The 26125-nt window shown below is 40.3% G+C and carries 19 protein-coding genes and 1 pseudogene; 11 read left to right on the forward strand and 9 right to left on the reverse strand.

The genetic code is table 11. The features are described 5' to 3' along the window. Positions 1-174: 174 nt before the first annotated feature. The 5 genes from NYE79_RS07695 to NYE79_RS07715 all read left to right on the forward strand — a co-directional run bounded on the left by NYE79_RS07695 (position 175) and on the right by NYE79_RS07715 (position 4010). On the forward strand, positions 175-933 hold the full coding sequence (locus NYE79_RS07695) for an amino acid ABC transporter ATP-binding protein (RefSeq protein ID WP_339293668.1): 759 nt from the start codon (positions 175-177) through the stop codon (positions 931-933). Positions 934-943: 10 nt separating this feature from the next. After that, positions 944-1738 (forward strand): transporter substrate-binding domain-containing protein, encoded by a 795-nt coding sequence (locus tag NYE79_RS07700; RefSeq protein ID WP_125854020.1) that lies wholly within the window; start codon positions 944-946, stop codon positions 1736-1738. Between the two features lie 12 nt (positions 1739-1750). After that, positions 1751-2428: an amino acid ABC transporter permease gene (locus NYE79_RS07705; protein WP_125825588.1), complete on the forward strand. Its 678-nt coding sequence runs from the start codon at positions 1751-1753 to the stop codon at positions 2426-2428. Between the two features lie 9 nt (positions 2429-2437). After that, positions 2438-3097, forward strand: a complete 660-nt coding sequence (locus tag NYE79_RS07710; RefSeq protein ID WP_000443890.1) for an amino acid ABC transporter permease — start codon at positions 2438-2440, stop codon at positions 3095-3097. Positions 3098-3227: 130 nt separating this feature from the next. Then, positions 3228-4010, forward strand: a complete 783-nt coding sequence (locus NYE79_RS07715) for a DUF4037 domain-containing protein (protein ID WP_000613844.1) — start codon at positions 3228-3230, stop codon at positions 4008-4010. Positions 4011-4296: 286 nt separating this feature from the next. On the opposite strand, the gene NYE79_RS07720 is transcribed toward NYE79_RS07715, so the two are convergent. The 4 genes from NYE79_RS07720 to NYE79_RS07735 form a co-directional block, all read right to left on the reverse strand. Next, positions 4297-5319, reverse strand: coding sequence for a YdcF family protein (locus NYE79_RS07720; protein WP_049477611.1), 1023 nt, complete (start codon positions 5317-5319; stop codon positions 4297-4299). 67 nt (positions 5320-5386) lie between these two features. Beyond that, positions 5387-5824 (reverse strand): Rrf2 family transcriptional regulator, encoded by a 438-nt coding sequence (locus NYE79_RS07725; RefSeq protein ID WP_001167390.1) that lies wholly within the window; start codon positions 5822-5824, stop codon positions 5387-5389. Between the two features lie 165 nt (positions 5825-5989). Continuing rightward, a complete protein-coding gene (locus tag NYE79_RS07730; RefSeq protein ID WP_000801524.1) occupies positions 5990-6931 on the reverse strand; it encodes a hypothetical protein in 942 nt (313 codons plus the stop codon). 160 nt (positions 6932-7091) lie between these two features. Beyond that, the gene (locus NYE79_RS07735; RefSeq protein WP_070656939.1) at positions 7092-7943 is read right to left on the reverse strand and encodes a metallophosphoesterase family protein; all 852 of its coding nucleotides are present in this window, start codon (positions 7941-7943) and stop codon (positions 7092-7094) included. Between the two features lie 197 nt (positions 7944-8140). Between NYE79_RS07735 and NYE79_RS07740 the strand changes: the two genes are divergently transcribed. From NYE79_RS07740 to thrS, 3 genes are all read left to right on the forward strand, one after another. Beyond that, positions 8141-8506, forward strand: coding sequence for a hypothetical protein (locus tag NYE79_RS07740; RefSeq protein ID WP_070656938.1), 366 nt, complete (start codon positions 8141-8143; stop codon positions 8504-8506). Between the two features lie 271 nt (positions 8507-8777). Beyond that, complete coding sequence (locus tag NYE79_RS07745; RefSeq protein ID WP_049501480.1) at positions 8778-9401, forward strand: ATPase AAA; 624 nt, start codon at positions 8778-8780, stop codon at positions 9399-9401. Positions 9402-9411: 10 nt separating this feature from the next. After that, positions 9412-11355, forward strand: coding sequence for a threonine--tRNA ligase (gene thrS, locus NYE79_RS07750; protein ID WP_084922045.1), 1944 nt, complete (start codon positions 9412-9414; stop codon positions 11353-11355). Positions 11356-11567: 212 nt separating this feature from the next. On the opposite strand, the gene NYE79_RS07755 is transcribed toward thrS, so the two are convergent. The 4 genes and pseudogenes from NYE79_RS07755 to NYE79_RS07770 form a co-directional block, all read right to left on the reverse strand. After that, positions 11568-12617: a DUF389 domain-containing protein gene (locus tag NYE79_RS07755; RefSeq protein WP_216728519.1), complete on the reverse strand. Its 1050-nt coding sequence runs from the start codon at positions 12615-12617 to the stop codon at positions 11568-11570. Positions 12618-12947: 330 nt separating this feature from the next. Continuing rightward, positions 12948-13198, reverse strand: a pseudogene (locus NYE79_RS07760) (hypothetical protein). Positions 13199-13358: 160 nt separating this feature from the next. Continuing rightward, entirely contained in the window at positions 13359-14333 is a 975-nt protein-coding gene (locus NYE79_RS07765; protein WP_129326251.1) for a sensor histidine kinase, read from the reverse strand. Beyond that, positions 14326-15003, reverse strand: a complete 678-nt coding sequence (locus tag NYE79_RS07770; RefSeq protein WP_000548981.1) for a response regulator transcription factor — start codon at positions 15001-15003, stop codon at positions 14326-14328. The genes NYE79_RS07765 and NYE79_RS07770 overlap by 8 nt, the downstream gene beginning before the upstream one ends. A gap of 321 nt (positions 15004-15324) precedes the next feature. On the opposite strand from NYE79_RS07770, the gene NYE79_RS07775 reads away from it, so the two are divergent. From NYE79_RS07775 to NYE79_RS07785, 3 genes are all read left to right on the forward strand, one after another. Further along, entirely contained in the window at positions 15325-15894 is a 570-nt protein-coding gene (locus tag NYE79_RS07775) for a TetR/AcrR family transcriptional regulator (protein ID WP_216728530.1), read from the forward strand. 86 nt (positions 15895-15980) lie between these two features. After that, the gene (locus tag NYE79_RS07780) at positions 15981-16757 is read left to right on the forward strand and encodes a ferredoxin reductase (protein WP_216728521.1); all 777 of its coding nucleotides are present in this window, start codon (positions 15981-15983) and stop codon (positions 16755-16757) included. An 89-nt stretch (positions 16758-16846) separates the two neighbouring features. Beyond that, positions 16847-17923, forward strand: a complete 1077-nt coding sequence (locus NYE79_RS07785; RefSeq protein ID WP_049501483.1) for a DUF2974 domain-containing protein — start codon at positions 16847-16849, stop codon at positions 17921-17923. 82 nt (positions 17924-18005) lie between these two features. Here the strand turns inward: NYE79_RS07785 and NYE79_RS07790 are convergent, their stop codons facing one another. After that, a complete protein-coding gene (locus tag NYE79_RS07790) occupies positions 18006-25613 on the reverse strand; it encodes a YSIRK-type signal peptide-containing protein (protein ID WP_339293669.1) in 7608 nt (2535 codons plus the stop codon). Positions 25614-26125: the final 512 nt, after the last annotated feature.

Genomic DNA, 26125 nt, shown 5'->3' on the forward strand with positions numbered 1-26125 from the left:
AGACATCCACTCTTTCTAAGAATTCTATCGTTTCATTATAACATGATTTAGGCATTTTCTCTATCCAGATTGCTTTTTTGTAACATTTTAGTGAATTTTTTCAGATATGATTTGACAAGAACATTCTTTTGTTGTAGAATCATGTTATAAAATCTAACACAAAGGAGATCTCTCATGGCTTTAGTAGAATTTAAAAACGTCGAAAAATATTACGGAGACTATCACGCACTCCGCGACATCAATCTCCGTTTTGAAAAAGGACAAGTTGTTGTCCTGCTTGGACCTTCTGGTTCTGGGAAGTCTACTCTTATCCGTACGATTAATGGTTTAGAGGCTGTTGACAAAGGAAGTCTCCTGGTCAATGGACACCAAGTAGCAGGTGCTAGTCAGAAAGATTTAGTTCCTCTTCGTAAGGAAGTCGGCATGGTTTTTCAACATTTTAATCTTTATCCACACAAAACAGTGTTAGAAAACGTGACACTTGCGCCCGTAAAAGTTCTAGAAATTGATAAAAAAGAAGCTGAAAAAACAGCCCAAAAATATCTGGAATTTGTAAATATGTGGGACAAGAAAGATTCCTATCCAGCCATGCTGTCTGGTGGACAAAAACAACGAATCGCCATCGCACGCGGACTCGCTATGCATCCCGAACTCCTCCTCTTTGATGAACCAACATCTGCCCTCGACCCTGAAACCATTGGGGATGTTCTAGCAGTTATGCAAAAATTAGCTCATGACGGGATGAACATGATCATCGTTACCCACGAAATGGGCTTTGCCCGAGAGGTTGCAGACCGCATTATCTTTATGGCTGACGGGGAAGTTTTAGTAGATACGACAGATGTCGACGGTTTTTTCGACAATCCAAGCGAACCTCGTGCCCAACAGTTCCTCAGCAAAATTATCAACCACGAAAGTGACAAAGTCAAATAAGGAGGCGCCTATGAAAAAGAAACTCTTTTTATCCGCATTATTGATTAGCCTTTTCAGCCTTACCCTAGCTAAGCCGGTTCAAGCAGACACCAGTGTCGCAGATATTCAAAAGAGAGGCGAGCTGGTTGTCGGTGTGAAACAAGACGTTCCCAATTTTGGCTACAAGGATCCCAAGACTGGGTCTTATTCTGGTATCGAAACTGACCTTGCCAAGATGATTGCGGATGAACTCAAGGTCAAGGTTCGCTATGTGCCTGTTACCGCCCAAACCCGTGGTCCCCTTCTAGACAATGAACAGGTCGACATGGATATCGCGACCTTCACTATCACAGACGAGCGTAAAAAACTATACAACTTCACCAGTCCCTACTATACGGATGCTTCTGGCTTTTTGGTCAACAAATCTGCCAACATCAAAAGCATTGAGGATCTAAACGGCAAAACCATAGGAGTTGCCCAAGGTTCCATTACCCAACGCTTGATTACCGAACTGGGTAAAAAGAAAGGCTTGACCTTTAAATTCGTCGAACTTGGTTCCTACCCAGAATTGATTACTTCTCTTCATGCTCACCGTATTGATGCCTTTTCCGTTGACCGCTCTATCCTGTCTGGCTACATCAGCAAACGCACAGAATTGCTAGATGATAGTTTCAAGCCATCTGACTACGGTATCGTCACCAAGAAGTCAAACACTGAACTCAACGATTATTTCGATCAGTTGGTCACTAAATGGAGCAAGGACGGTAGTTTGCAGAAACTTTATGACCGTTACAAGCTCAAACCATCTAGCCATACCGCAGATTAAGGAGGACACCCCATGACAGATTTATCATCTTGGACAGCCTATTTTCAGGACTTCGGACAATTTTTCAATGGTTTCCTCTTCACCCTTGCCCTAGCAATTGGATCCTTTATCCTCGCCATGGTTTTGGGCATCTTCTTTGGAGCCATGTCAACCAGCAAACGCCCATTCTTACGTATTTTGGCTCGTATCTTTGTCGAATTTTACCAAAATACTCCCCTCTTGGTGCAGTTTGTCATCGTTTTTTATGGTCTACCTCTTATCAGTGACCATACCATCATGATTCCGATTTATTGGACAGCTGTTCTCTGCGTCGGACTCTATCACGGTGCCTATATCGCTGAGGTTATTCGTTCAGGGATTCAGTCTATTCCTAGTGGTCAGATGGAAGCCGCCTTATCACAAGGTTTCACCTATATCAGTGCCATGCGCTTGATTATCTTGCCTCAGGCCATCCGTATCATCCTCCCTCCTTTGACCAATCAAATCGTCAACCTTATCAAGAATACTTCAACTGTTGCTATCATCTCTGGAGTGGACTTGATGTTTGTGACCAAGTCTTGGTCAGCTCTCAACGGAAACTACATTCCAGCCTTTCTAGGTGCTGCTCTACTCTACTTTGCCCTTTGCTTCCCTGTCGCCCAGTTTGGTCGCAAGATGGAGCAAGCCAATAAAAAAGCCTATTCACTTTAGGAGGTTACTATGGAATCTATTTTAGAAGTTTTGACCCCAGATAACCTAGTCTTTATCTTTAAAGGATTCGGCTTGACCCTCTACATTTCTCTGATTGCTATCGTCCTCTCGACCCTTATCGGAACAGTACTAGCCGTCATGAGAAATGGGAAAAATCCTGTCTTACGGATCATCTCCAGCATTTACATCGAATTTGTGCGTAATGTTCCCAACCTTCTCTGGATTTTCACTATCTTTTTGGTTTTCAAGATGAAGTCGACGCCAGCTGGCATTACCGCCTTCACCCTCTTTACATCAGCAGCCCTAGCTGAGATTATCCGAGGTGGCCTCAATGCCGTAGACAAGGGGCAGTACGAAGCAGGAATGTCGCAAGGATTCACCTCTGCGCAAATCCTCTACTACATCATTCTCCCACAAGCGATCCGTAAAATGCTGCCAGCCATCATTTCTCAGTTTGTAACTGTGATTAAGGATACTAGCCTTCTCTACTCTGTTATCGCTCTACAAGAACTCTTTGGCGCTAGCCAAATTCTCATGGGACGCTATTTCGAACCAGAGCAGGTCTTCAGTCTTTATATCCTGATTGCCTTGATTTACTTTATCTTTAACTTTGCTATTTCTAGCTTGTCTCATAAGCTGGCAAAACGTTGGCAACAAGCAGCAGAATAAAGAAAGAAATGTGAACTCAAAACAAGGGTTCACATTTTTTGCTATAAATGAAAAAGGGCAACTCAATGCTATGCAAACGTTTTACTTTTTGGTAAAATGACTTTAAAACCATAAAGCAAGGAGAAAAACAATGATTCAAGACCTTTACAAAGAATTCTCTCAACTGGAACAAGTAGAAGCTATCGCTCTTGGTGGTTCACGTGCAGGACAAGACTACGATCAAAATTCTGACTATGACGTTTATGTCTATCTCAACGCTTCTATTGACGAGGCGACTCGCCTAAAAATTTTGAGTAAATACTGCTCCCATATGGAAATTGGAAATCAGTTTTGGGAGTTAGAGGACGACTGTGTACTAAACAACGGTATCCAAATCGAGTTGATTTATCGTTCGCTGGAGTCGTTTGAACAAGAATTGAACTCAACCGTTTTTCAACACAAAGCTCAAAATGCTTATACAACTTGCATGTGGCATAATCTACTCCACAGCAAGATTCTATACGATCCGAATGGAAACTATGCTTCGCTCCAAAGAGCCTACCAGATTCCCTATCCACAGGAACTCAAAAAGCATATCATCGAAAGGCAACTCCTTTTGCTAGAACAAGCCATGCCTGCCTTCTCTCACCAAATAGAAAAAGCTATCAAACGCCAAGATCTTCTCAGTATGAATCATCGTACGAGTGAGTTTTTTGCTTCCTACTTTGACTTGTTATTTGCGCTCAATGAGCAAACCCATCCTGGTGAAAAACGAATGTTGGAGTACGCAAAGACCAATTGTACACTCCTCCCTAAGCAATTTGAAGAAACTATTCGCAAGTATTTCCAACTACTCTACCAACCACAACAAGGAGAACAAGCGATCGTAACCTTACAAACTATCCTGAAGGAACTAAAAGCCATTTTGCCATAGACCAAAAAGAAAATGTGAACCTCTGTTGCTGTTCACATTTTTATTTGTCGTTGACTGTAAAATTCTAGTCTACTCATATTCAGTTGCCTATTTTTGACTCTCTCTGAAAATCTGCAACTAGGTTAGAAATTGTTCAATTGATTGACGAGCAATCATGAAACCGTTCCTAAAACCGCACTCACAATCACTTACCCTGCTCTTTCATTACTAGTGACAATTTTTCCCTTAGAGTTACTACAAGATTTTTTAGAGATTCTAACAAGAATTACAATATGAATTTTACATATTACCATAGAACACCTCTATAAGAGAAAATCAGAGCTAAAATCAACAAAACATAGAAAGCGATAAAAAGCCATCTCATCTTCACACATAGAGCAATATATTCTCTAATAAAGGCTGATGGGATATAGTAGGCGGCTGTACGGCAACCAAGACCATCTCCCTTCATCCCAATACGGCGAGCATAGGTACTGGTACGAAAAACATGGTAATCATTGGTCACAAAGAGAAAACGTGGACTGGCCACCAGCTTCTCTCCCATTTCTTTTGAGAAGAGAAGATTCTCATAGGTCGTCGTTGAGTCTTCCTCTAGGAGAATCGCTTCTCTCGGAACATCCGTCTCTTCCAGCAAATAATTACAAATTGCCTGAGCCTCGGAAATCTTCTCATCCCCACCTTGACCACCACTTGCGATGATTTTAACATTGGGATTGAGAGACTGGTGATAAGCTTCTACTGCCTTGTCAATGCGACTCTTCAGTAAGGGAGTGACTTTTTCTCCATTCAACAAGCCTGCTCCGTGAATGATGATAAAATCATAATATTTTTTCTTAGGAATGAAAAGATACAGAATGGAATAAAGCAGAAATCCTGCAAAGGCAAAACCAAAAATCAAATACGAATAAATCAAAAAGAAAAAGATAATATTCACTAGATGATTGGTGTAAAACAAGCCCTTGGTATCGCTCACTCGAATCGCCATGATCACAAAAAAGAATAGAATCACGCAGCCTAATCCTAGAGACAAATAATTTGCCTTGGATTTTCCTTCTTTTTTCAATAACACAAATCCATTATAAATAAGGAAAAAACCACTTAGAAAAACTAAAAGAGGCAGCAGGAGAAAAATCCCTGCAAAGAAAACCATGTGCACTTCTTTCTGCCCAGCTTCGTAAAAAAGATTGGCAATAGACATATAAGAAAAAAGCAGAGACAAAAGCAAGAGAGCTGGATTCCAGAGACTACGATTGTCCCTTAAAAACGAAACGAGAAAAAGTAGGACAAAAAATCCTGTGATAAAGTACATAGTCTCCTCCTTTAATGACTACATTGTACCATAATTATGGCAATAGAAAAAGAGAACCTTAGTCCTCTTACTTAGACAGTTTATTCTGAGCATCGGCTACAACCTGAGCCAGACTTGTCTGACGCAGTTGGTTTTCCATAGCTGCTTGAACATCGAACAGCTTTTGGTCTAAAACTGCATGGATATTCGCACCAATTGGGCAATTAGGATTTGGATTGTCATGGAAACTAAAGAGCTTACCAGATTTTCCTAAACACTCCACAGCTTGGTAGACATCCAACAAACTGATCTCTTGAAGGTCTTTTATTATCTCAGTTCCTCCCGTACCACGAGCAACTGAAATCAATCCAGCTTTTTTGAGTTGCGATAAAGTCTTACGGATAATGACTGGATTGACTCCGACACTAGCCGCAAGAAAATCACTGGTTACCTTGCTGTCTGTATCCTGCATTGCAATAATAATCATCATATGAGTCGCAATTGTAAATCGGCTTGAAATTTGCATCTTCTTCTCCTTTCATTGATATTTTATTCATCTTTTCCCGTATAAACATTATACCTTTTTTGCTTATCCTGTCAAATATTAACAAATGATTACCTTCTCCATGCAAAAAGTCCTGTATCCCTCTTGGTACCCAGAACAGCGGAGGACATACAAAGACTTATTTTTTTATGCAATTTTACGGACAATCCCTTTTGTTTTATGACTTGACCAAACCGAGCTGATAGACACCCCAGCACCAACTAAGGTAAACACAGCTAACATAGCTAGATTATAAAAATAGTTATCTGGGAAATCACCGCTAAAGATTAATTGATTCACCACTCGGAAAGCAAAGGCAAACTCAACCCCTAGTTTGGCAACAACTTCCATTGCCAAATCAATTTGATTCACTAGAAAGACAGTAATCACCATCCAAATAGAGGAAATTACAATCCCCTTTCGAGATACCTTTCTTCCAAGGATTTCATATCCTTTAATGGTACAAATCCCCAGAACAATACCCGCTACCATAGCTACATACCCTAGACGAGCGATAAATAGAGCAACTGCTCCACCAATCAAGGCTCCAAGCAAGGCACCAACTGCTCCAAGAAGAACATTTTCCTTTTGATTTTGATAAGAATCTACCTCAATCTGAAGATTGCTCTTCAGCAATTGATAGCTTTCCTCGTTGATAAGGAAAATTGAATCACCTAATTGATAGAGACCAACGGGCCCCTCCTGACCGCTGTAGGCACACACTTGGACGAAATGATGGGTTTCAAGGAATGCTACGAGGTCTGTTATGAGCGTCTGTAACTTTTCAATTGTTTTTGATTTGCGCATGGCACCTTTTACGACAAAAGAAACAAGGTACTGGTTGATAGACAAGGTCGACAAGTTTGGAAGAGATTCACTCTTAAACTCATCCCAAACCAATTCATTTTCTTCTGAATCCGCAGGATTGCCATTCAAACTCACACTGACACAAAGTCGAAACTGATTTTTCACGTCAGTTTCTTGCAGGAATAATAAATAGCCTGACTGCGTGCCATAAATACTACGCGAATCTTCGTCAAATTGCAAGCCCAACTCCGAGGCAATAGCGTGTAACTCTTCTGGTTTCATTATCTGTCTCCTCTTATTTTGAATATCAATTAGTATGATATTCAAATTATTTATATTTCGTTATTCTAACATAAATTTGAGAAGCCGTCAATTCGTATCCAGTTCGACTTATCGGAAAACAACAGTTCCTAGACTATCTTATTTCTAGCTAGAAGTCCTCTTAAAACCAATCTTTCTTGTCTCTTTCCATCCAGAGTTCAACATCCTGATCATAACCTTCTTGTTCACTAATCTGACCTAACAGTTCGTGATTATGAGTATGGTGAATTCCCTTTACCAAACTTTCATAGTAGATTTGGAAATAGGGAAGCTTCAAATCCTTAGCCAACTGCAATTCAGCTTCTACATCATAATCCACACGACGAAAATCAACATCAGACAAACCTGCCTCATCAAACTCTAAGATCATATACTGGGCCCGCAGGTCCTTACGCAACTTCGCGTCTAGAAAGAAAGGTTGTCCAATGGAACCTGGATTAAGAATCAACTGTCCCTCACTTCCAAAACGAAGAAACTGTTGGTGGATATGGCCATACACTGCAATAGAAGCATGTGGCTCCGTCACCAATCTATCAAAATCTTCTTGTTTTCCCGTATGAATCAACTCTCTACCCCAGTTTTTATCAGGGAGATGGTGTGTGATTCCCACCATCAAATCACCAAACTGACGATGAACTTGCATGGGTTGATTATTGAGGTCTTCGATTTCTTCAGGGCTGACCTCCTCTAAGATGTACTGACTTTGACGCAGGAGATAACGATGACTCGCTATTGTAGGATCTAACTTGCGATGCAGACCTCGCCAGAGACTATTCTCCCAATTTCCCAGAACTCTTACTGTAATAGGCAAGCTAGCTAAGAGGTCCAAGATCCTTCTACGTCCTGTCCCTGGCATCAGAATATCCCCTAAAAGCCAGTACTCATCTACCTCTGCCGCTCTTGCATCAGCCAGAACAGCTTCCAAAGCTGTCGTATTTCCATGTATGTCTGAAAGAACTGCTATTTTGGTCATTCTTTCTCCTCATTTCCTCTTACTTCTTCTGTTAGTATTATAGCAGAAAACACTCGAAAAGATTACTATCACTGATCACTGGATTGAATTGTAAGAGCTTCTAAATCGTGCTATAATATAAGTAGAGATTTCCCCTTCATTTAGGATTATGTGGTCTACAATATCTCTCAATTTTTCCAGATTGGAGGACTATTGCCATGCGGAATTATCTTAAGTATATTCCATACTACCTTGTCATTTTCTTTTTTTACTGGCCACTTTATGAACTCCTCTCTCTATGCATCTCTGACCCATATACACTGAAGGGACTGTACATTTACAACATCATCCTCTTTTCACCTCTGGTAACCTTTATCGTATCGCTACTTTATAGCTATCGATTTCATTTCTCACTTTGGTGGCTACTCGGTATTGGTCTGCTCTATTGCTTTACCATCATCACCTTTGGTGAATTCATCCTGCTTTACTTCCTAGCCTATGAAATCTTCGCCCTACTTGGTATGATTTCAGGTAGAGGTCTTAGTCATCTTATAAACAAGCAGAAAAGTAAAAAAATAGGATAAAAGCCTTGAAAATTCTCGCAATCATGCTATAATAATGCATAGAGACAAGTCACTTAGCCCCTTTCTACTAGAGAGTGCGTGGTTGCTGGAAACGCATAGAAAGCCTAAACTGATACTACTCTACTGACTTTTATGAAAACATAGAACGGTGGCCACGTTAGAGCCAATCTGAGGTGTCCCTCTTTTTTGGGGAACATGAATGAAGGTGGAACCACGTTGCGACGTCCTTTTATGGATGTCGTTTTTTGTTTTGTCAGAAGGAGGAAGAACGATGCTTTATATGATTGGCGGATCGCCTTGTAGTGGAAAGTCAACAATTGCCTCACTTCTTGCTAGACAGTATCAACTACTTCATATCAAACTGGATGATTTGGTAGAAGAGATGATGAGTCAAGCAAGTGCAGACTCACAGCCAATTTGCCTTCTTAGGAAGGATAGAAATCCAGAACAAATCTGGATGAGAAAGCCAGAAGAGATGGCAGATGAAGAATGGTGCTTTTATGAAGAGATTTTTCCTTATGTAAAATCTTACTTGATAAAAAATCAAAACAGACCTCTCTTGGTGGAGGGAGCAGGACTTTTGCCTCACTTGGTAAAGGAGCTTGAATGTCAAGTATCATCCTATCTATGCTTGACTCCGACAGCTGATTTTCAAAAAAAGCATTATATACAGAGAGAATGGGTTCCTTATGTCTTAGAGGGTACAACCAACCCTGATCAAGCTTTTGAAAACTGGATGCAACGAGACATTCTTTTTGCTCAAATGGTTCGTAAGGAAGCGGTGAAATTAAGCTATCCTAGCCTCGTAACAGATGGTAGTCAATCAGAGAATCAGACTGCGGAAGAAGTTGCTCGGCTCTTAAAATTGTCCAACAAAAATAGAATAAATATTTAAGGAGAAAACCATGATTAAGATTACTTTCCCAGATGGCGCTGTTCGTGAATTCGAATCTGGCGTTACTACTTTTGAAATTGCCCAATCTATCAGCAATTCCTTAGCTAAAAAAGCCTTGGCTGGTAAATTCAACGGCAAACTCATTGACACGACTCGTGCTATCACTGAAGATGGAAGCATCGAAATCGTGACACCTGATCACGAAGATGCCCTTCCGATCTTGCGTCACTCAGCTGCCCACTTGTTTGCCCAAGCAGCTCGTCGCCTCTTCCCAGATATTCACTTGGGAGTTGGTCCAGCTATTGAAGACGGTTTTTACTACGATACGGACAACACAGCTGGTCAAATCTCCAACGAAGACCTTCCTCGTATCGAAGAAGAAATGAAGAAGATCGTCAAAGAAAACTTCCCATCAATCCGTGAAGAAGTCACTAAAGACGAAGCACGTGAAATCTTCAAGAACGATCCTTACAAGTTGGAATTAATCGAAGAACACTCTGAGGACGAGGGTGGTTTGACTATCTACCGTCAGGGTGAATACGTGGACCTTTGCCGTGGACCTCACGTCCCATCAACAGGCCGTATCCAAATCTTCCACCTTCTCCATGTAGCAGGTGCTTACTGGCGTGGAAATAGCGACAACGCGATGATGCAACGTATCTACGGTACAGCTTGGTTTGACAAGAAAGACTTGAAGAACTACCTTCAAATGCGTGAAGAAGCCAAAGAACGTGACCACCGTAAACTTGGTAAAGAGCTTGACCTCTTCATGATTTCACAAGAAGTTGGTCAAGGTTTGCCATTCTGGTTGCCAAACGGTGCGACTATCCGTCGTGAATTGGAACGCTACATCGTCGACAAAGAGTTGGCTTCTGGCTACCAACACGTTTACACTCCACCACTTGCTTCTGTTGAGCTTTACAAGACTTCTGGTCACTGGGATCATTACCAAGAGGACATGTTCCCAACCATGGACATGGGTGACGGGGAAGAATTTGTCCTTCGTCCAATGAACTGCCCACACCACATCCAAGTCTTCAAACACCATGTTCACTCTTACCGTGAATTGCCAATCCGTATCGCTGAAATCGGTATGATGCACCGCTACGAGAAATCTGGTGCCCTCACAGGTCTTCAACGTGTGCGTGAGATGTCACTCAACGACGGTCACCTCTTTGTTACTCCAGAACAAATCCAAGAAGAATTCCAACGTGCCCTTCAGTTGATTATCGATGTTTATGAAGACTTCAACTTGACTGAATACCGCTTCCGTCTCTCTCTTCGTGACCCTCAAGATACTCACAAGTACTTTGACAACGATGAGATGTGGGAAAATGCCCAAACCATGCTTCGTGCAGCACTTGATGAAATGGGTGTTGACTACTTTGAAGCTGAAGGTGAAGCAGCCTTCTACGGACCAAAATTGGATATCCAAGTTAAGACAGCTCTCGGAAAAGAAGAAACCCTTTCGACTATCCAGCTTGACTTCTTGCTTCCAGAACGCTTCGACCTCAAATACATCGGGGCTGACGGTGAAGAACACCGTCCAGTTATGATTCACCGTGGGGTTATTTCAACCATGGAACGCTTCACAGCTATCTTGATTGAGAACTACAAAGGTGCCTTCCCAACATGGCTTGCACCACACCAAGTAACTCTCATCCCAGTTTCTAACGAAAAACACGTAGACTACGCATGGGAAGTGGCTAAGAAACTCCGTGACCGCGGTGTCCGTGCAGATGTAGATGAGCGCAACGAAAAAATGCAGTTCAAGATCCGTGCTTCTCAAACTAGCAAGATTCCTTACCAATTGATCGTTGGGGATAAGGAAATGGAAGACGGAACAGTCAATGTTCGTCGCTATGGACAAAAGGAAACACAAACTGTCTCAGTTGATGACTTTGTCCAAGCTATCCTTGCTGATATCGCCAACAAATCACGTGTGGAAAAATAAAACGATCACTGTCTGAGAAACATTTTTCAGTAAGAAAAAGCAACAACTGAAATAGTTATTGCTTTTTTATATTTTATTTAACCTGAGCTAGTCGTGATTGGTCAAACCACCACAAATGGTATCCTCATCAACAATCCTTTCTATCCACTAACTGTTGGATATAGGATATCCTCCCAAGATTTGCTTCCTCGAGTTAGAAAAGTTCAATATCCTCAATCCTTGTCTGCTTCATTTTCTTTTACGAGATCTTTTTGTGAATCTTTTTCAGAGAGTTTTTGATCGATATACTTGTTAATGTTTTCATAAAATTCCTTGGTCATCTCACTATCTAATTTTGTCGAATTATGGACTTGATTGACTTTTAATTGAACAGATTGAATACCGTAAGAGGCTTGTTTTTGATGGAGCGTTTCTAATTCTTCTTCTGAAATCGGATCTCCAACAACTGTCAAGACCAATTCATTGTCCCTAGACTTGTAGACTTGATTAATGACCGTATGATTAGAGAACTCTTTTCCTACAAACTGTTTGATCCCTTCTTTTCGCGCTTGATCTATCGTCAGAGTGACTGCTGAATAACTGGCTGGAAGAACCAATAATACAATCAAGGATATCAAGCCAATTTTCATTTTAATGTTTAGCTCTTTAAATGAACTTAAGGGAGATTTCCTCATCAAAATTCTTGTTCCAACAATATTTGTTAACATGATGAAGACACAGTTGATCAAGAAAAGATAGAGAGCCCCGAATAAAAATCGTACATTTCCATTAGCTAAACCATAACCTGCAGTACAGATAGGTGGCATCAGAGCTGTTGCAATAGCTACTCCTGGCACGATATTGTTTGCTTCTTTTTTCCTTGAACCAATTACGCCTGCTATCCCACCAGCAATAGCAATGAGAACATCCCAAATGGTTGGAGAGGTTCGTGCAATCAATTCGCTACTTGCATAAGATAAGGGAGAAATCCAGAAATACAGAGTCGAAACAAGCAAGCTGACCAATACTTGAGTAAATAAAACCTCTAAAGATTGCTTGATTAAACGCGTATCAAAAATAGCTAAACCGAATCCTAGTCCAACAATCGATGTCATAAGAGGGGAAATCAACATGGCTCCAATAATGACAGCTGTTGAATTCATATTTAGACCTATAGAGGCAATAAAAATCGCACACATCAAAATCACTATATCTCTTAATCGAACATGAAGATCATCATATAATTTCTCACGGTATTCACGTGTTGAATAATTTCCGGTCATTGGTTACTCCTTTTATTTCATATAATCTTGTTTCTGCTTGGATGATGGCAGAGAGACTTCTTTTCAATCTTACATATTTTTAATTCTCACCTGTTATTTTTTTGAAAATTATCTTTTAAGCATCCGTCAGTCTATCCTTAACATTATATCAAAAATTTTACAGTCTTTCTCTGAAGAAATATATCAATTGAACAGATAGAGAAGGAAGAAACTTTTGTTTCCTTATACGAAAAAGAAAAAAAATGGTATCTCCTCTGAAAGAAGATGCCGTTTTAATCTTTAAACAAGATTGGTGTGTTCGACAATCCATTGCTTCATTTTTATTTTCAATCAGAAGCCATAGATCCCAAACGTGATGATGGTTAGAAGAAACCCCTTGATCTAGTTGCCGAACAGTTGTGCTCCAGTCCCGTCAAAGTATAGACGTTGCTCATCCACTACCGTGTGTTTGGTTTTCAATTTTGCATCATGCAAACCGCCCAAGATGTTGCGATCCCCAAGGTAAGCCTGAAAATTATGGCTACTAAGATAGAGTATCCAATATAATCTAGGATTCCTCCGTCAAAATAACTTTCTTTCATTTTTGCCTCTTTTATTTTTTGACTATATTCTAGTCGTTTCCTAGTGTAACATTTTTTACATCTGGACAATCTTACGGTAACTTCTAGACATTATCATGAAAATAGAGATATAGACTAGAACAAAAATTCCACAGATGGATAAGGTCATCATCAACTATGCTCACTCAATCATCAGATTCCTATTGGAAAACTTGATGCGTACTGTTGTTCCTTTTCCAACCTCAGACTCGATGCGAATCTGGTGGCCCAGTTCTTCAGAAATTTTCTTAGATAAGTAAAGACCAAGGCCAGATGACTGCTGAGTCAAACGACCATTGTAGCCTGAAAACCCACGTTCAAAGACTCGGAGAACATCACTGTTTTTAATCCCGATTCCCGTATCCTTGATACAGAGCTCCTGACCTTCCATATAGATCTCTAACCCACCTTCCTTGGTGTACTTGAGACTGTTTGAGAGGATTTGTTCAATGACGATCAACAGCCACTTCTTATCGGTCACGATGATTTTGTCAAGGTCATGGAGATTGAGCGTCAGTCCTTTTTGGATAAAGAAAAGGGCATACTTGCGAACCACTTCCTTCACCAAATCCTCCACTTGAACCTTTTCAAATACCAAGTCATCGTGGAAACTTTCCAAACGAAGATACTGCAACACCAGATTGGTATAGGAGTCAATCTTAAAGATTTCCTGTTCCAGTTGCTGCTTGACCTCCCGATCAGAGACTTCTGCTACCAAGAGACGACTCGCTGCAATGGGGGTCTTGATCTGATGAACCCACAAGGTGTAGTAGTCCAGCAAATCCGTCAGCTTGCTCTGCGCTTCCGACTTCTTTTGATACAATTCAGATTCACGCTCTTCGAGCTTTTCTACTAGCGCACATTCCAGAGGAGACTTGGGGTCTCTCTCAGCATAGAGTATTTCCTGCCGGTAAACCTGAGCTTCTGCAAATATATCCCAAGCCCAAAATAAGAAGGTCAAAAAACTACTGAGCAGAAAGAAATAAAGAAAATAAGTTCCTAGACTAGCAAATAAAAACTGAAAGAGAAGGACGAGAAAGCCTAATGAAAAAATATAGACAAAGATGCGACTGCGAGAACGCAGATAGGCTAGAAAAAATGATTTCCAATCAAGCATGTTTCAGTCCGTATCCTATCCCTTTCTTGGTTTCGATAAAGCCTGCCAATCCTTGTTCCTCCAACTTTTTACGCAGGCGAGCAACATTGACAGACAAGGTATTGTCATCGATGAAAAAGTCGCTATTCCAGAGTTCCCGCATCAGGTCATCACGCGCCACGATATTGCCAGCATGTTCAAACAAGACTCGCAAAATTTGAAATTCATTCTTGGTCAAACTCAGAACTTCCCCCTGATAGTGCAGGTCCATAGACTTGGTATTGAGGATCACACCTGCATACTCTAGCAAACTTTCATCCCGCCCAAACTCATAGGAACGGCGCAACAGACCCTGAACTTTGGCAAGGAGGACCTGCTGGTCAAAAGGCTTAGTTACAAAGTCATCCGCTCCCATATTGATTGCCATGACGATATCCATAGCCTGATCTCTCGAAGACAAAAACATGATGGGTACCTTGGAAATCTTGCGAATCTCCTGACACCAGTGGTAACCATTAAAAAGAGGCAGACCAATATCCATGAGGACCAAATGAGGTTCTGACTGAACAAAAAGGCTCAATACTTCCATAAAATCTTCTACCAAAACGACCTCAAAACCCCACTCAGAGAGCAGTTTCCCCACTTGTTGCCGAATAACTTGGTCATCTTCTACTAGTAAAATCTTGTGCATGCGCTCCTCCTTTGTTATTTCTCAAAGTATCAAAACCCTTCATATCAGATTTACGGATCAGTATCTCATACTGTTTAGCAGCCTATTTCCCAAATTCAGATCAGAAAACAGATGCTAAATAGAGAACATTCTCACTGATATCATACCTTATTTTTAATTATAGTTCCAGCCTTATCCTATATTTTCCTTTTTGTGCTCATTTTGTTAGCGTTTCTTTAACTTATTTAACAGATCTAGCCTTCTTATTGACAAGCTAGCCATGATTTGTTAGAATATGAATGAACGAATAGATTTATTCATTCATGAAGCAAAGGAGGTTAAATCCTATTGGACAAAAAACAATCTTTAAAGACAGCAGCCTATGAAGTTTTTTCGAAAAAAGGTTACAAGGCAACAGGTATTTCAGAAATTGCTAGGCAAGCTGGTGTTGCAGTTGGTTCTTTTTATAACTATTACGAGAGTAAAGAAGCCATTTTTCTAGACATCTATATAGATGAAAACAACCGTGTTCGCCAAGCTATGATCGAAGAACTGGATTGGGAAATTGACATGATTGACCTCATTGGTCAACTATTTGCTCAGTCCAGAACTCTCGTTTCTTCCAATAAAATCCTTGCAGAATGGTACAATCCTGCCATCGCAGATGAGTTGCACAGCTACTATTCCTCGGAAGAAGGCAAAGTCGCAAATCCTTTTCATCGGTTTCTAGTTAAAACTTTTACAAATCGTATGCAGTCTGAAGGGTACTCGCCAGAAAAGATTCAAGATATTTTACAGGTTTATAATCTTTTTTACTATATGGATATGCATATCACGGAAAAAGATTTTCCAGATATTGGCAAAACTGTTGAAATACTTGCGACCAACTTCATTAAAGGAGTTCTAAAATAAAGAATGGATTTCTTTATTTTTTTGAAAAGATATGAATGAATAATTTTATAGTTCATTCATAAAATTAAGAACAGGAGTTATAAAAAATGAAAAGAGGTAAAAAAATGTTTATTATCATTCTATCAACACTTGGAGCGCTATGTATTATAACTTGGGGTGCCATCGCTTATCTTGGACGAAGCCAGACATTATCGATAAAATCCATCGAAAACCCCAGCGGAGATCTATATTTAATTCATATCACAAAACCGAGTCATCAAATCTGGAAAGTTGGGGCTTATGCTAAGTTTGCACTCCCTGATACCTCGTCTACTGCTAGTAAATATGAAGCTAAGGGAGAGCAAACCAGTCGATGGCTAACCATTGCCTCCACACCTGATGAAGATGAAATTCTCATTTTGACTCATAATAGTGGAAGCAACTTTAAGAACACCTTGACACATTTACCGGCTGGCAGTGAGATTGAGATGAGTTGGCTGGATTCCTCTTTGACTGTTAAAGATACGAATAAGCCACTAGTTTGCTTTGCATCTGATGTCGGCATTTCTGCTCTACGCCCCCTTATCAAAGAATGGGCTGGTAAATGTCCGATTATTCTCAACCATTTTGACAAAGGAGTTACTATTTTCGATAATGAGATGAAAGAACTGGCTCAAAAAACACCTAATTTTACTTATAAAACTAGCGAGGAACTTTCTCAAAGTCAAGAATTTTTAAAACATGCTATTGATGAATACGGCAATCAAGCCAGCTATCTCATCACAGGTCAGCCTGATGATGTAAATGAGATGAAGAATTTTTTAAAGGAAAATTGGATTGATAGCAAAAACATACAAGTAAGCTCGTTTAGAGGTTTGAAATAGGAGCAATCTATCTTCTATGTATTTCAATCAAACCCTACTAGCTAATTCTAGGTAAATGTGGTAGGATAAACATAGAGAAAGGAGCTTTTATGGCCAATATTTTTGACTACTTAAATGATGTAGCATACGATTCCTTTTATGACCTCCCCGTGAACGAGTTAGATGTTCTTGCCTTGACTGAATTAACCTACCTTGCTTTTGATGATGTAGTCACCCAAGAACCAAAGCGCCTCATAGATCTTGCATCTCAAATCCCTAGAGACACGACTATGCTGACCAATAAGAACCGTCTTCAATTGTTAGATCGGCTCGCTCAACACAAACGCTTTAAAAATTGCAAGCTCTCAGACTTTATCAACGATATCGATCCTGAATTGCAAAAACAGTTCGCAGCCATGACTTATCGTATCAGTCTCGATACCTATTTGCTTGTCTTTCGTGGAACGGATGATAGTATCATCGGTTGGAAAGAAGATTTTCATATGACCTATATGAAGGAAATCCCTGCTCAAAAACATGCCCTCCAGTATTTAGAGAATTTTTTTGCTCAACATCCTAAGCAAAAGGTTATCCTAGCAGGACACTCAAAAGGAGGCAATCTAGCTGTCTATGCTGCCAGTCAACTTGATCCAAACTTGCAGAAAAACATTGTCGCTGTCTATACTTTTGATGCCCCTGGGCTTCACAAGGAACTAACCGAAACACCTGGCTATCAAAACATGATGGAAAGAACGAAAGTATTTATCCCACAAGGGTCTATCATCGGGATGATGCTGGAAATTCCGGATAAAAAAATCGTCGTTCGAAGCAACGCCTTAGGTGGCCTTGCTCAGCACGACACCTTTAGTTGGCAGGTTGAAGACAAACACTTTGTCCAACTGGACGAGACCAATAGTGACAGCCAACAAGTCGACACTACTTTCAAGGAATGGGTTGAGACGGTCCCTGATACTGAACTGCAGCTCTACTTCGACCTCTTTTTTGGAATCATTCTCGATGCAGGCATCTCTTCTATCAACGATCTTTCTTCCTTCAAGGTCATTGAACACATTCACCATCTCTTTATCCAAGCCCAATCCCTCACTCCCGAAGAAAGAGAGACCATGGGACGCTTAACCCAACTCTTGATTGATACCCGTTACCAAGCTTGGAAAAATCGAGAATAGACAAAAACCAACTAATCTAACGATTAGTTGGTTTTTTTGTTTCAGAAACTAATGGATACTAGTTAGAATCTCGAGTATAGAATTAGTCTTCCTTTTTCTTGCGAGACACAAGTCCAAATCCGCTCATCAAACCAAATACTCCTAGAGTTGCCAAAGCTGCATGATCTTCCGTACCAGTATTAGGTAATTCTTTGGTTGCTTTAGTAGTTGGAGATTGCTCAGTCGGTTTTTGTTGAGGGGCAGTAACAACTTTTTCGTAGACATGTTCTGTGTCGCCGTTTGGAAGTTTCTTAGTCTCTACGAAGCGGTAGCCTGGAATATCTTTCTTAGGTTGTTCACCGTCTTCGGTTGGATAACCTGGAATGTCATTGCCTTCCTTATCCTTATGACTAGTCTTAACCTTCTCATAAACGTGTTCTGTGTCACCGTTTGGAAGTTTCTTAGTCTCTACGAAGCGGTAGCCTGGAATATCTTTCTTAGGTTGTTCACCGTCTTCGGTTGGATAACCTGGAATGTCATTGCCTTCCTTATCCTTATGATTGGTCTTAACCTTCTCATAAACGTGTTCTGTGTCGCCGTTTGGAAGTTTCTTAGTCTCTACGAAGCGGTAGCCTGGAATATCTTTCTTAGGTTGTTCACCCTCTTCGGTTGGATGGCCTGGAATTTCATTGCCTTCCTTATCCTTGTGACTGGTCTTAACCTTCTCATAAACGTGTTCTGTGTCACCGTTTGGAAGTTTCTTAGTCTCTACGAAGCGGTAACCTGGAATATCTTTCTTAGGTTGTTGGCCGTCTTCGGTTGGATAACCTGGAATTTCATTCCCTTCCTTATCCTTGTGACTAGTCTTAACCTTCTCATAAACGTGCTCTGTGTCGCCGTTTGGAAGTTTCTTAGTCTCTACGAAGCGGTAACCTGGAATATCTTTCTTAGGTTGTTGGCCGTCTTCGGTTGGATAACCTGGAATTTCATTCCCTTCCTTATCCTTGTGACTAGTCTTAACCTTCTCATAAACGTGCTCTGTGTCGCCGTTTGGAAGTTTCTTAGTCTCTACGAAGCGGTAACCTGGAATATCTTTCTTAGGTTGTTGGCCGTCTTCGGTTGGATAACCTGGAATTTCATTGCCTTCCTTATCCTTGTGACTGGTCTTAACCTTCTCATAAACGTGTTCTGTGTCACCGTTTGGAAGTTTCTTAGTCTCTACGAAGCGGTAACCTGGAATATCTTTCTTAGGTTGTTGGCCGTCTTCGGTTGGATAACCTGGAATTTCATTCCCTTCCTTATCCTTGTGACTAGTCTTAACCTTCTCATAAACGTGCTCTGTGTCGCCGTTTGGAAGTTTCTTAGTCTCTACGAAGCGGTAACCTGGAATATCCTTCTTAGGTTGTTCACCATCTTCGGTTGGATAACCTGGAATTTCGTTCCCTTCCTTATCCTTGTGACTGGTCTTAACCTTCTCATAAACGTGTTCTGTGTCACCGTTTGGAAGTTTCTTAGTCTCTACGAAGCGGTAGCCTGGAATATCCTTCTTAGGTTGTTCACCGTCTTCGGTTGGGTGGCCTGGAATTTCATTGCCTTCCTTATCCTTGTGACTGGTCTTAACCTTCTCATAAACGTGGACCACATTGCCTTTTTCATCAACCTTAGTTTCAACAATTTTATATCCTGGAATATCTTTCTTAGGTTGCGAACCATCTTCACTTGGTGCTAGGATATTTCCTTTAGTATCAACAAATGAAGTATTCGGACGTACAGTAGGGATGTATTTAGCTGTAATTGGGGTTCCATTCTTATCAACACGTTTAACTGTTACTCCAGTTGCTCGACCTACAAATTCTGGCTCTGGTGTGAAAGTAACTTTTCCAGCTTCATCAATAGTATATGTACCCTCACCTGGTACCTTCTTCTCTGTTGTACCATCGTCAAAGGTAGGCTTAACTGTTTCATCAATTTCTACCGGAATTTCTTTACCATTGATTGTTACTTTTCCGCCTTCAAATGTTGGTGTTCCTGATTGAGGTTGTCCTTTCGGACCTTCTGATTCAGAATCTTTTGAAGTAGGTGTAACCGGGATAACAACTGGGGTATACTTAGCTGTAATTGGGGTTCCATTCTTATCAACACGCTTAACAGTCACACCTGTTGCTTGACCTGTAAATGTCTTCTCGGGAGTAAAGGTTACTTTTCCAGTTTCATCAATAGTATATGTACCTTCACCTGGAATTGTCTTCTCTTTTGTACCATCATCAAACGTTGGTTTGACTGTTTCATCAATTTCAACAGTTTTCTCAATACCATTAACTTTGACTTTTCCACCTTCAAATGTTGGTGTTCCTGATTGAGTTGCACCCTGAACATCTGTTGTAATAACATCCGAACTTGTTGGAGTTGCTGGTTTAACAACTGGAGTGTATTTAGCTTTTACAGGAGTTCCATTCTCATCTACACGTTGAACTTCTACACCTGTTCCTTTTCCGGTAAATTGTGGTTCTGGCTTAAATTCTACCATACCATTATTTACAGTATAAGTTCCTTCGCCTGGAATGACAATTGGTTGATCTGTTGGTTTTCCTGTTTTTGGATCAATAAGTTCAAGACCCTTGGTTTCATCAATAGGAACAATTTTTTCCACTCCATTAACAGTAACCCTACCACCTAGGAATGTAGGCACTCCTTTTTGAGTTGCACCTTGAATGTCTTCTGTAACAGCATCAGTAGCTGTTGGAATTGCTGCCTTAACAACTGGAGTGTAGCTTGCTGTAACGGGGGTTCCATTCTTGTCTTCACGTAAAACTTCAACGCCTGATGCTTGACCTGTAAAGGTTTTTTCAGGAACAAAGGTTACTGTTCCGTCCGGTGCTACAGTATAAGTACCTTCACCCGGAATAGTGATAGAATCCACAACATTTCCAGTTTTAGAATCAATCAATTTAGCTGGAACAGTGTCATTCATCTCAACAGTAACTTCTTTTCCATTGACAACTGCAGTTCCACCTTGGAATTCTGGTTTTCCTGTTTGAGTTGCACCTTGAACATCTTCAGAAGTCGCAGGAACTCCAATAGGATTTACTGGGATAATTTGTGGCGTGTAAGTTGTCGTCACTTTAGTTCCATTTTCATCTTCTGCTTGCACAGTTGCTGGAGTAACCTTACCAGAATACAATTTATCCGTTGGACTAAAGGTTACCTTTCCAGTTGCTGAATCAATAGAGAATGTACCAATTTCAGTAGTCCCATCTTCAGCATAAGCTGGAGTTGTCTGACCTGCAGGAACTTCATTTCCTTCTTTATCAAGAAGTTTTACTGAACCCTGTTTAATTGGTGCAATTGCATCACCTTGAACAAATGTAGGAGTGCCTGTTTGTGTTGCTCCTTGAATATTTTCAGAAGTTGCTGGAGTTGCTGTTGGTGTAACTGGCGTAATCAATGGTGTGTAAGTTGTTTCAACCGAAATACCATTTTTATCTTTAGCCTGTACACGCACAGGTTGAACTTCACCACTATAAGTCTTATCAGTTGGGGTAAAGACTGCAACGGCTTGTTCACCAACTGTTTTCAGAGTATATGTACCAATAACATTTCCACTAGGGTCTTTAGCTGGAACAGATGTTGCTGGAGTTCCGGTTTCATCTAAAAGAGTGAAAGTAACTGGGTCAATATCTACAGTCACCTGTTTACCATCCAGTGTAGTCGTACCACCATTGAATGTTACTGTACTTTCTTGAGTTGCTCCTTGGACATCAACTGACTTAGCAGGTTCTGCTGTTGGAGTAACACCTACAATATGTGGAGTATAAGTTGTCTTAACTTTTGTACCATTCTCATCTTCAGCCTGAACTGTTGCAGGTTGGACTTTACCTTTGTAAGTCTTATCGGTTGGACTGAATGTTACAGTATTTGAAGTTGGGTCAATTGTATATTCTCCTACTTTGTTACCATTCTCATCCAAAGCATCTACTGAAGCTCCAGGTGCTACCGGAGTACCATTCTTATCAAGAAGAACAGCTGAGTTCGGCTTGATTGGAGCAACAGAGTGTCCTTCTTTGAATGCTACCGTTCCTGTTTGAGTAGCGCCTTGGATACCAGTTGATTCTGCAGGAGTTGCTGTTGGAGTAACTGGTGTAACAGTTGGAGTATATGTTGCTGTCGCTGTAGCGGTAATAGGTTGTCCATCTTTATCTTGACCAAGAGTTGCTGTTAATGATACAGTCACTGGGGTTGCTGTACCTGTGAATGTTTTCAACGGAACAAATGTCACAACACCAGTTTCATTATTAATTGTGTATGTTCCTTGACCATCAATTGTTACTTGGTCAACTAACTTACCAGTGGTAGGATCTACCAACTTAGCAGGTGAAGTAGCACTTGGTGCCACAGGTGAGCCATCACCAACAGATGTAAAGGTTGGAGTACCTGTTTGAGTCGCTCCTTGAACATCTGTGGATGTTACATTATGACCTTCAATCGTGTCTGTTACTGTGATGTGGTAAGTTGTTGTAGCTGTTGATGAGCCAGCCCCATGATCCACACCAGATTCAGTTCCACCTATTGTAGCATCTGTTGTGTAATTGCCATTACTATCAATAACTTCAACTGTTACTGTATAGACTCCCACTTCACTCAGTGTATAACCACTAGCAAGATTATAGTTGTTTGCATCTTGTTTAGTGTCATAAACCTTCTGAACTCCTGAAGGAGATGTTACTGTAATACGAGTAATGTAAGTTGTTTTTCCGTACTTAGTATCTTCTGCATCAGAGATTGTCACTGCAGCTTTTGCTTCATTACGGAGATCTACCGCAGTTCCTTTAGTAGAAGTATAATCTTGTGAGCTTGCAGTTGGTTTCGTATTGACAACAGTCGCAACATCTGAGTTAGTTGCGATTGTTCCTCTAATGATTCCACCAAATCCTGATTTAGTATGAACTTCCCATGAATCATCACCCAACTTTTTAGCAGTAACTTCTGTTCCATCTGATGATGTCCATGTGTTTGAATGTTTGTCAAAAGTAATAGTTACTGACATACCATCGCCAGCTTGGTTAGTATTTTGAGAAACATATTCCGTCATTGGACGATCAGGAGTAGTTACACTTGTTACATTTCCATCTTTATCAAATTGACGAGTATATTCGTAAATGAAGAATTTCATACCGCCATCTAGTTTCGCTTCAGTGTATACTTGGCGTTTCGTCCAAGTTGTAGTCCCATCTCCATTTGCTGTTTTCACTTCGGCATAGTCGCCAGGTAACTCCCAGTGTCCAGTAGCCTTATTAAAAGTCGCAGTATGTTTTTGCCCATCAGTTCCATTCAATTCAACTCGCTCACGTAAGAAAGTTCCCTTAACATTTTCAGCTGATGCTTCTACTTTGATATTATCAACACCAACTTTTGCAGTTGCTTCTGACGTGACTGGAATATTAAAGACGGTATTTGAATCTACAGCACCTAGTTCTTGATTTTCAGTAACCGCTGTATTGGTTGAACCACTATCTACAAGCCATTTACCATTAACGGCTTTCAAGTTTGTTACAGTTCCATCTGGCATTGTAACCTTAGCACTTGTAGCACCTTTCGAGATTTTAACAGGAACTGTTGTTGAATAGGTTTCAACGTTTTGAACTTCAACTTTAGGCTTAACAACTACAGTAATAGAACCGTGAGCCTCTTGACCTGACTGATTCCATGTCGTATTATTAGATAACTTATCATAATCTTTAGCAAATACTGAAACGGTATAGATACCTGCCTCTGTCACCTTACCTCCAATGACAGCATTACCCATGTTGGTTCCAGCAGCTTTTTGCTCTTCAGCAGTACTGTTTGTTACAGTATAGTTGGTGCCAGGAATCAACACTTTAGAATCATCTAATTCTGCTCCTATAGTGTTGTAGCCTGAGACACCTGTGACTGCTTTAGAAGAATTTTGACGAACTTTAACTACTTTACCTTCAGCAGTTGTATAGTCATAGTTTCCTGCTGAATTGGCAGGTATCGCACTAGCTCCCGAAGAATCATGAAAACGAAGATTGATATTCGCATCATCACCAACAGTTCTATCATAACGAGCTGAATCTGACTGAATTGTAGGAGGTGTGCTATCTTGCCAACCTACCCAACCAGCACGTAGATTCTGAATTTGGAAGGTGACAGTCCGCCCATCTGTATTCGTTGCAGTAATATTGAATCGTAAGTCATACACTCCATTTTCAATACCAGCAACTACTTTACCTTGAATGGTATCTGTCGCCTCATCATAAGTAACACCTGGTACAAGGTTAGTTGGTGTTACAGAGGTAAGACTCCAACCAGCTTGCTTAGCTTTTTCTGTAACTGCAATACGATCTTTCAAACCTTTAATATAAACTCTGTCAACTCCTTGTTCATACCCATAGCCATAAATTTCTGTAGCTAGGTATTCATAACCACCGTTAGCAGAGTAAATCGATGTTGCAGCGTTTGAAATTCTTGACCCATCCGCACGGAGTTTATTTCTCCAAAGTGGTGCTTCTTCAGCTAACTTTTTAGCAGCATCAGGGGTTAATGGATAGTCTACACGTCCTTTGTTGTTATGACCAGTTTTTCCACCCTGTTCTGTATGCATCCCATTTCCAGCATTTGTATCATTACCAACCCGCTGATTAGAATAGACTTCTATCTCTAACCCTGTAGCATCAGTACCCGTAATTAATTTAATTTCTTGTACTGGAATTGTATAGGTATCTTTACCAGTATGATTTGCAGCATTTGTTTCCGATGCATGAGTTGTGTTAGAACCCTCTTCAGCATAGAAATCTTGAGCAGCCAAAGCGACTCCAAAGTTTCCATCTTTTCCGATTCCTGCTTTTTTTAGCTCATTATATACTGCAAGAATTGACTCGTTCAAACGTGACAATTGTTCATTGCCTTGTTTAGCTGTAACGCTATCCGTAGCTAACACTTTTTTAGCTTCCGCAATAACTTCTTTATTATTAGCTATCGCCGCCTCAATTGCCGCTTTGTTTTCAGCATCAAGCTTATTTTTCCGGACTGCTTCAGTTGCTAAAACATTGGTTACCTCAGCTTCAGAGGTAACTTGTTCTAAGACTTTTTTAGCTTCTTGGACTGGTTTGACAGTTTCTTCTGCTTCTTTTGTTTCTTCTGCTTTTTCTGTAGCAGTGGTCGCCACTGGTTTGACTGCTGTAGTTGCTGCTGTTTCCTCAACTTGTTTCCCAGCTTCGTCTGACTCAACTACAACTGTAATCAAAGCTTCAACTTTAGCATGCTCTGCATCGATATCAGCCTGTTTTGCAGTTTCGTTTGCAAGAACTGCCTTTGCCGCAGTCAATACTTCATTTGCAGTAGCTATCGCTGTTGCATCAGCTTTCTTTGCAGATGCAATCTTCGCTTCTAACTCAACTACTTTTTTAGTCAGAGCAGTCTTATCAACTTTTTTAGTCTCTACTACTTTTTCTGACGCCTTAGCTTCAGATTTCTCCGCCGTTATAGTTGACTCCGACTCCTTTGTTGCTACTGGTGTTGTCGTTGCCACTGTTGCATCTGCACCTTGTACTTCCGCTGCCGATACCGCACCATTACCTAGGAACATCATCAAACCGGCCGCAATTGCCACCGATGCTGCCCCAAAGCTGTACTTCCGAATGCCATAACGAATGTACTTCTCCGTTCTAAAATCCTGTTGCTTACTCTTCATAAGATAGACAACCTTCCTATTTTTATTATATCGATATTGAAATATAGAAAAAACGAAATTTCTTCCCTACTCAAAAAATGGTCCTTAAATTTCATTATTCTAAAAGGATTATATCCTCGTATTCAATATGCATATTCATACTAACACTTTTCCCTATCTTTTTCAACAATTTATATAATTTTATTTTAGAAAAATACAAAAATAATTTAATGGTAAATACTTTAAAAAACCAATATTCATGCAGGTTTACAGCGTGTAAATTCCAGGAACCATTTATCTTATAATTAAATAAAATACACTTTGATGTATCAATTTATTTTTTAGAGTCTTGTAGAAGTTAAATTTTCCCAAGTCTTACATTGTTATAACAAAAAATTTTCTATAAGAAGTGCACCAATTTAACAGTATATTTCTTAGCCATTATTTATAGATTATCATGAAGATTTGACTTAGAGGCCTAGAATCTAAACCTTGACTAGAGATTCTTTTTTTGTTAAAATGTAACAAATCTT

The sequence above is a fragment of the Streptococcus sp. FSL W8-0197 genome (assembly GCF_037963785.1).
In the GTDB taxonomy this organism is placed as follows: domain Bacteria; phylum Bacillota; class Bacilli; order Lactobacillales; family Streptococcaceae; genus Streptococcus; species Streptococcus oralis_CQ.

Excerpts from the sequence above, each read along its gene's own strand:
- NYE79_RS07695 (WP_339293668.1), top strand. The coding sequence starts at position 175 with ATGGCTTTAGTAGAATTTAAAAACGTCGAAAAATATTACGGAGACTAT.
- NYE79_RS07700 (WP_125854020.1), top strand. The coding sequence starts at position 944 with ATGAAAAAGAAACTCTTTTTATCCGCATTATTGATTAGCCTTTTCAGC.
- NYE79_RS07705 (WP_125825588.1), top strand. The coding sequence starts at position 1,751 with ATGACAGATTTATCATCTTGGACAGCCTATTTTCAGGACTTCGGACAA.
- NYE79_RS07710 (WP_000443890.1), top strand. The coding sequence starts at position 2,438 with ATGGAATCTATTTTAGAAGTTTTGACCCCAGATAACCTAGTCTTTATC.
- NYE79_RS07715 (WP_000613844.1), top strand. The coding sequence starts at position 3,228 with ATGATTCAAGACCTTTACAAAGAATTCTCTCAACTGGAACAAGTAGAA.
- NYE79_RS07720 (WP_049477611.1), bottom strand. The coding sequence starts at position 5,319 with ATGTACTTTATCACAGGATTTTTTGTCCTACTTTTTCTCGTTTCGTTT.
- NYE79_RS07725 (WP_001167390.1), bottom strand. The coding sequence starts at position 5,824 with ATGCAAATTTCAAGCCGATTTACAATTGCGACTCATATGATGATTATT.
- NYE79_RS07730 (WP_000801524.1), bottom strand. The coding sequence starts at position 6,931 with ATGAAACCAGAAGAGTTACACGCTATTGCCTCGGAGTTGGGCTTGCAA.
- NYE79_RS07735 (WP_070656939.1), bottom strand. The coding sequence starts at position 7,943 with ATGACCAAAATAGCAGTTCTTTCAGACATACATGGAAATACGACAGCT.
- NYE79_RS07740 (WP_070656938.1), top strand. The coding sequence starts at position 8,141 with ATGCGGAATTATCTTAAGTATATTCCATACTACCTTGTCATTTTCTTT.
- NYE79_RS07745 (WP_049501480.1), top strand. The coding sequence starts at position 8,778 with ATGCTTTATATGATTGGCGGATCGCCTTGTAGTGGAAAGTCAACAATT.
- thrS (WP_084922045.1), top strand. The coding sequence starts at position 9,412 with ATGATTAAGATTACTTTCCCAGATGGCGCTGTTCGTGAATTCGAATCT.
- NYE79_RS07755 (WP_216728519.1), bottom strand. The coding sequence starts at position 12,617 with ATGACCGGAAATTATTCAACACGTGAATACCGTGAGAAATTATATGAT.
- NYE79_RS07765 (WP_129326251.1), bottom strand. The coding sequence starts at position 14,333 with ATGCTTGATTGGAAATCATTTTTTCTAGCCTATCTGCGTTCTCGCAGT.
- NYE79_RS07770 (WP_000548981.1), bottom strand. The coding sequence starts at position 15,003 with ATGCACAAGATTTTACTAGTAGAAGATGACCAAGTTATTCGGCAACAA.
- NYE79_RS07780 (WP_216728521.1), top strand. The coding sequence starts at position 15,981 with ATGAAAAGAGGTAAAAAAATGTTTATTATCATTCTATCAACACTTGGA.
- NYE79_RS07785 (WP_049501483.1), top strand. The coding sequence starts at position 16,847 with ATGGCCAATATTTTTGACTACTTAAATGATGTAGCATACGATTCCTTT.
- NYE79_RS07790 (WP_339293669.1), bottom strand. The coding sequence starts at position 25,613 with ATGAAGAGTAAGCAACAGGATTTTAGAACGGAGAAGTACATTCGTTAT.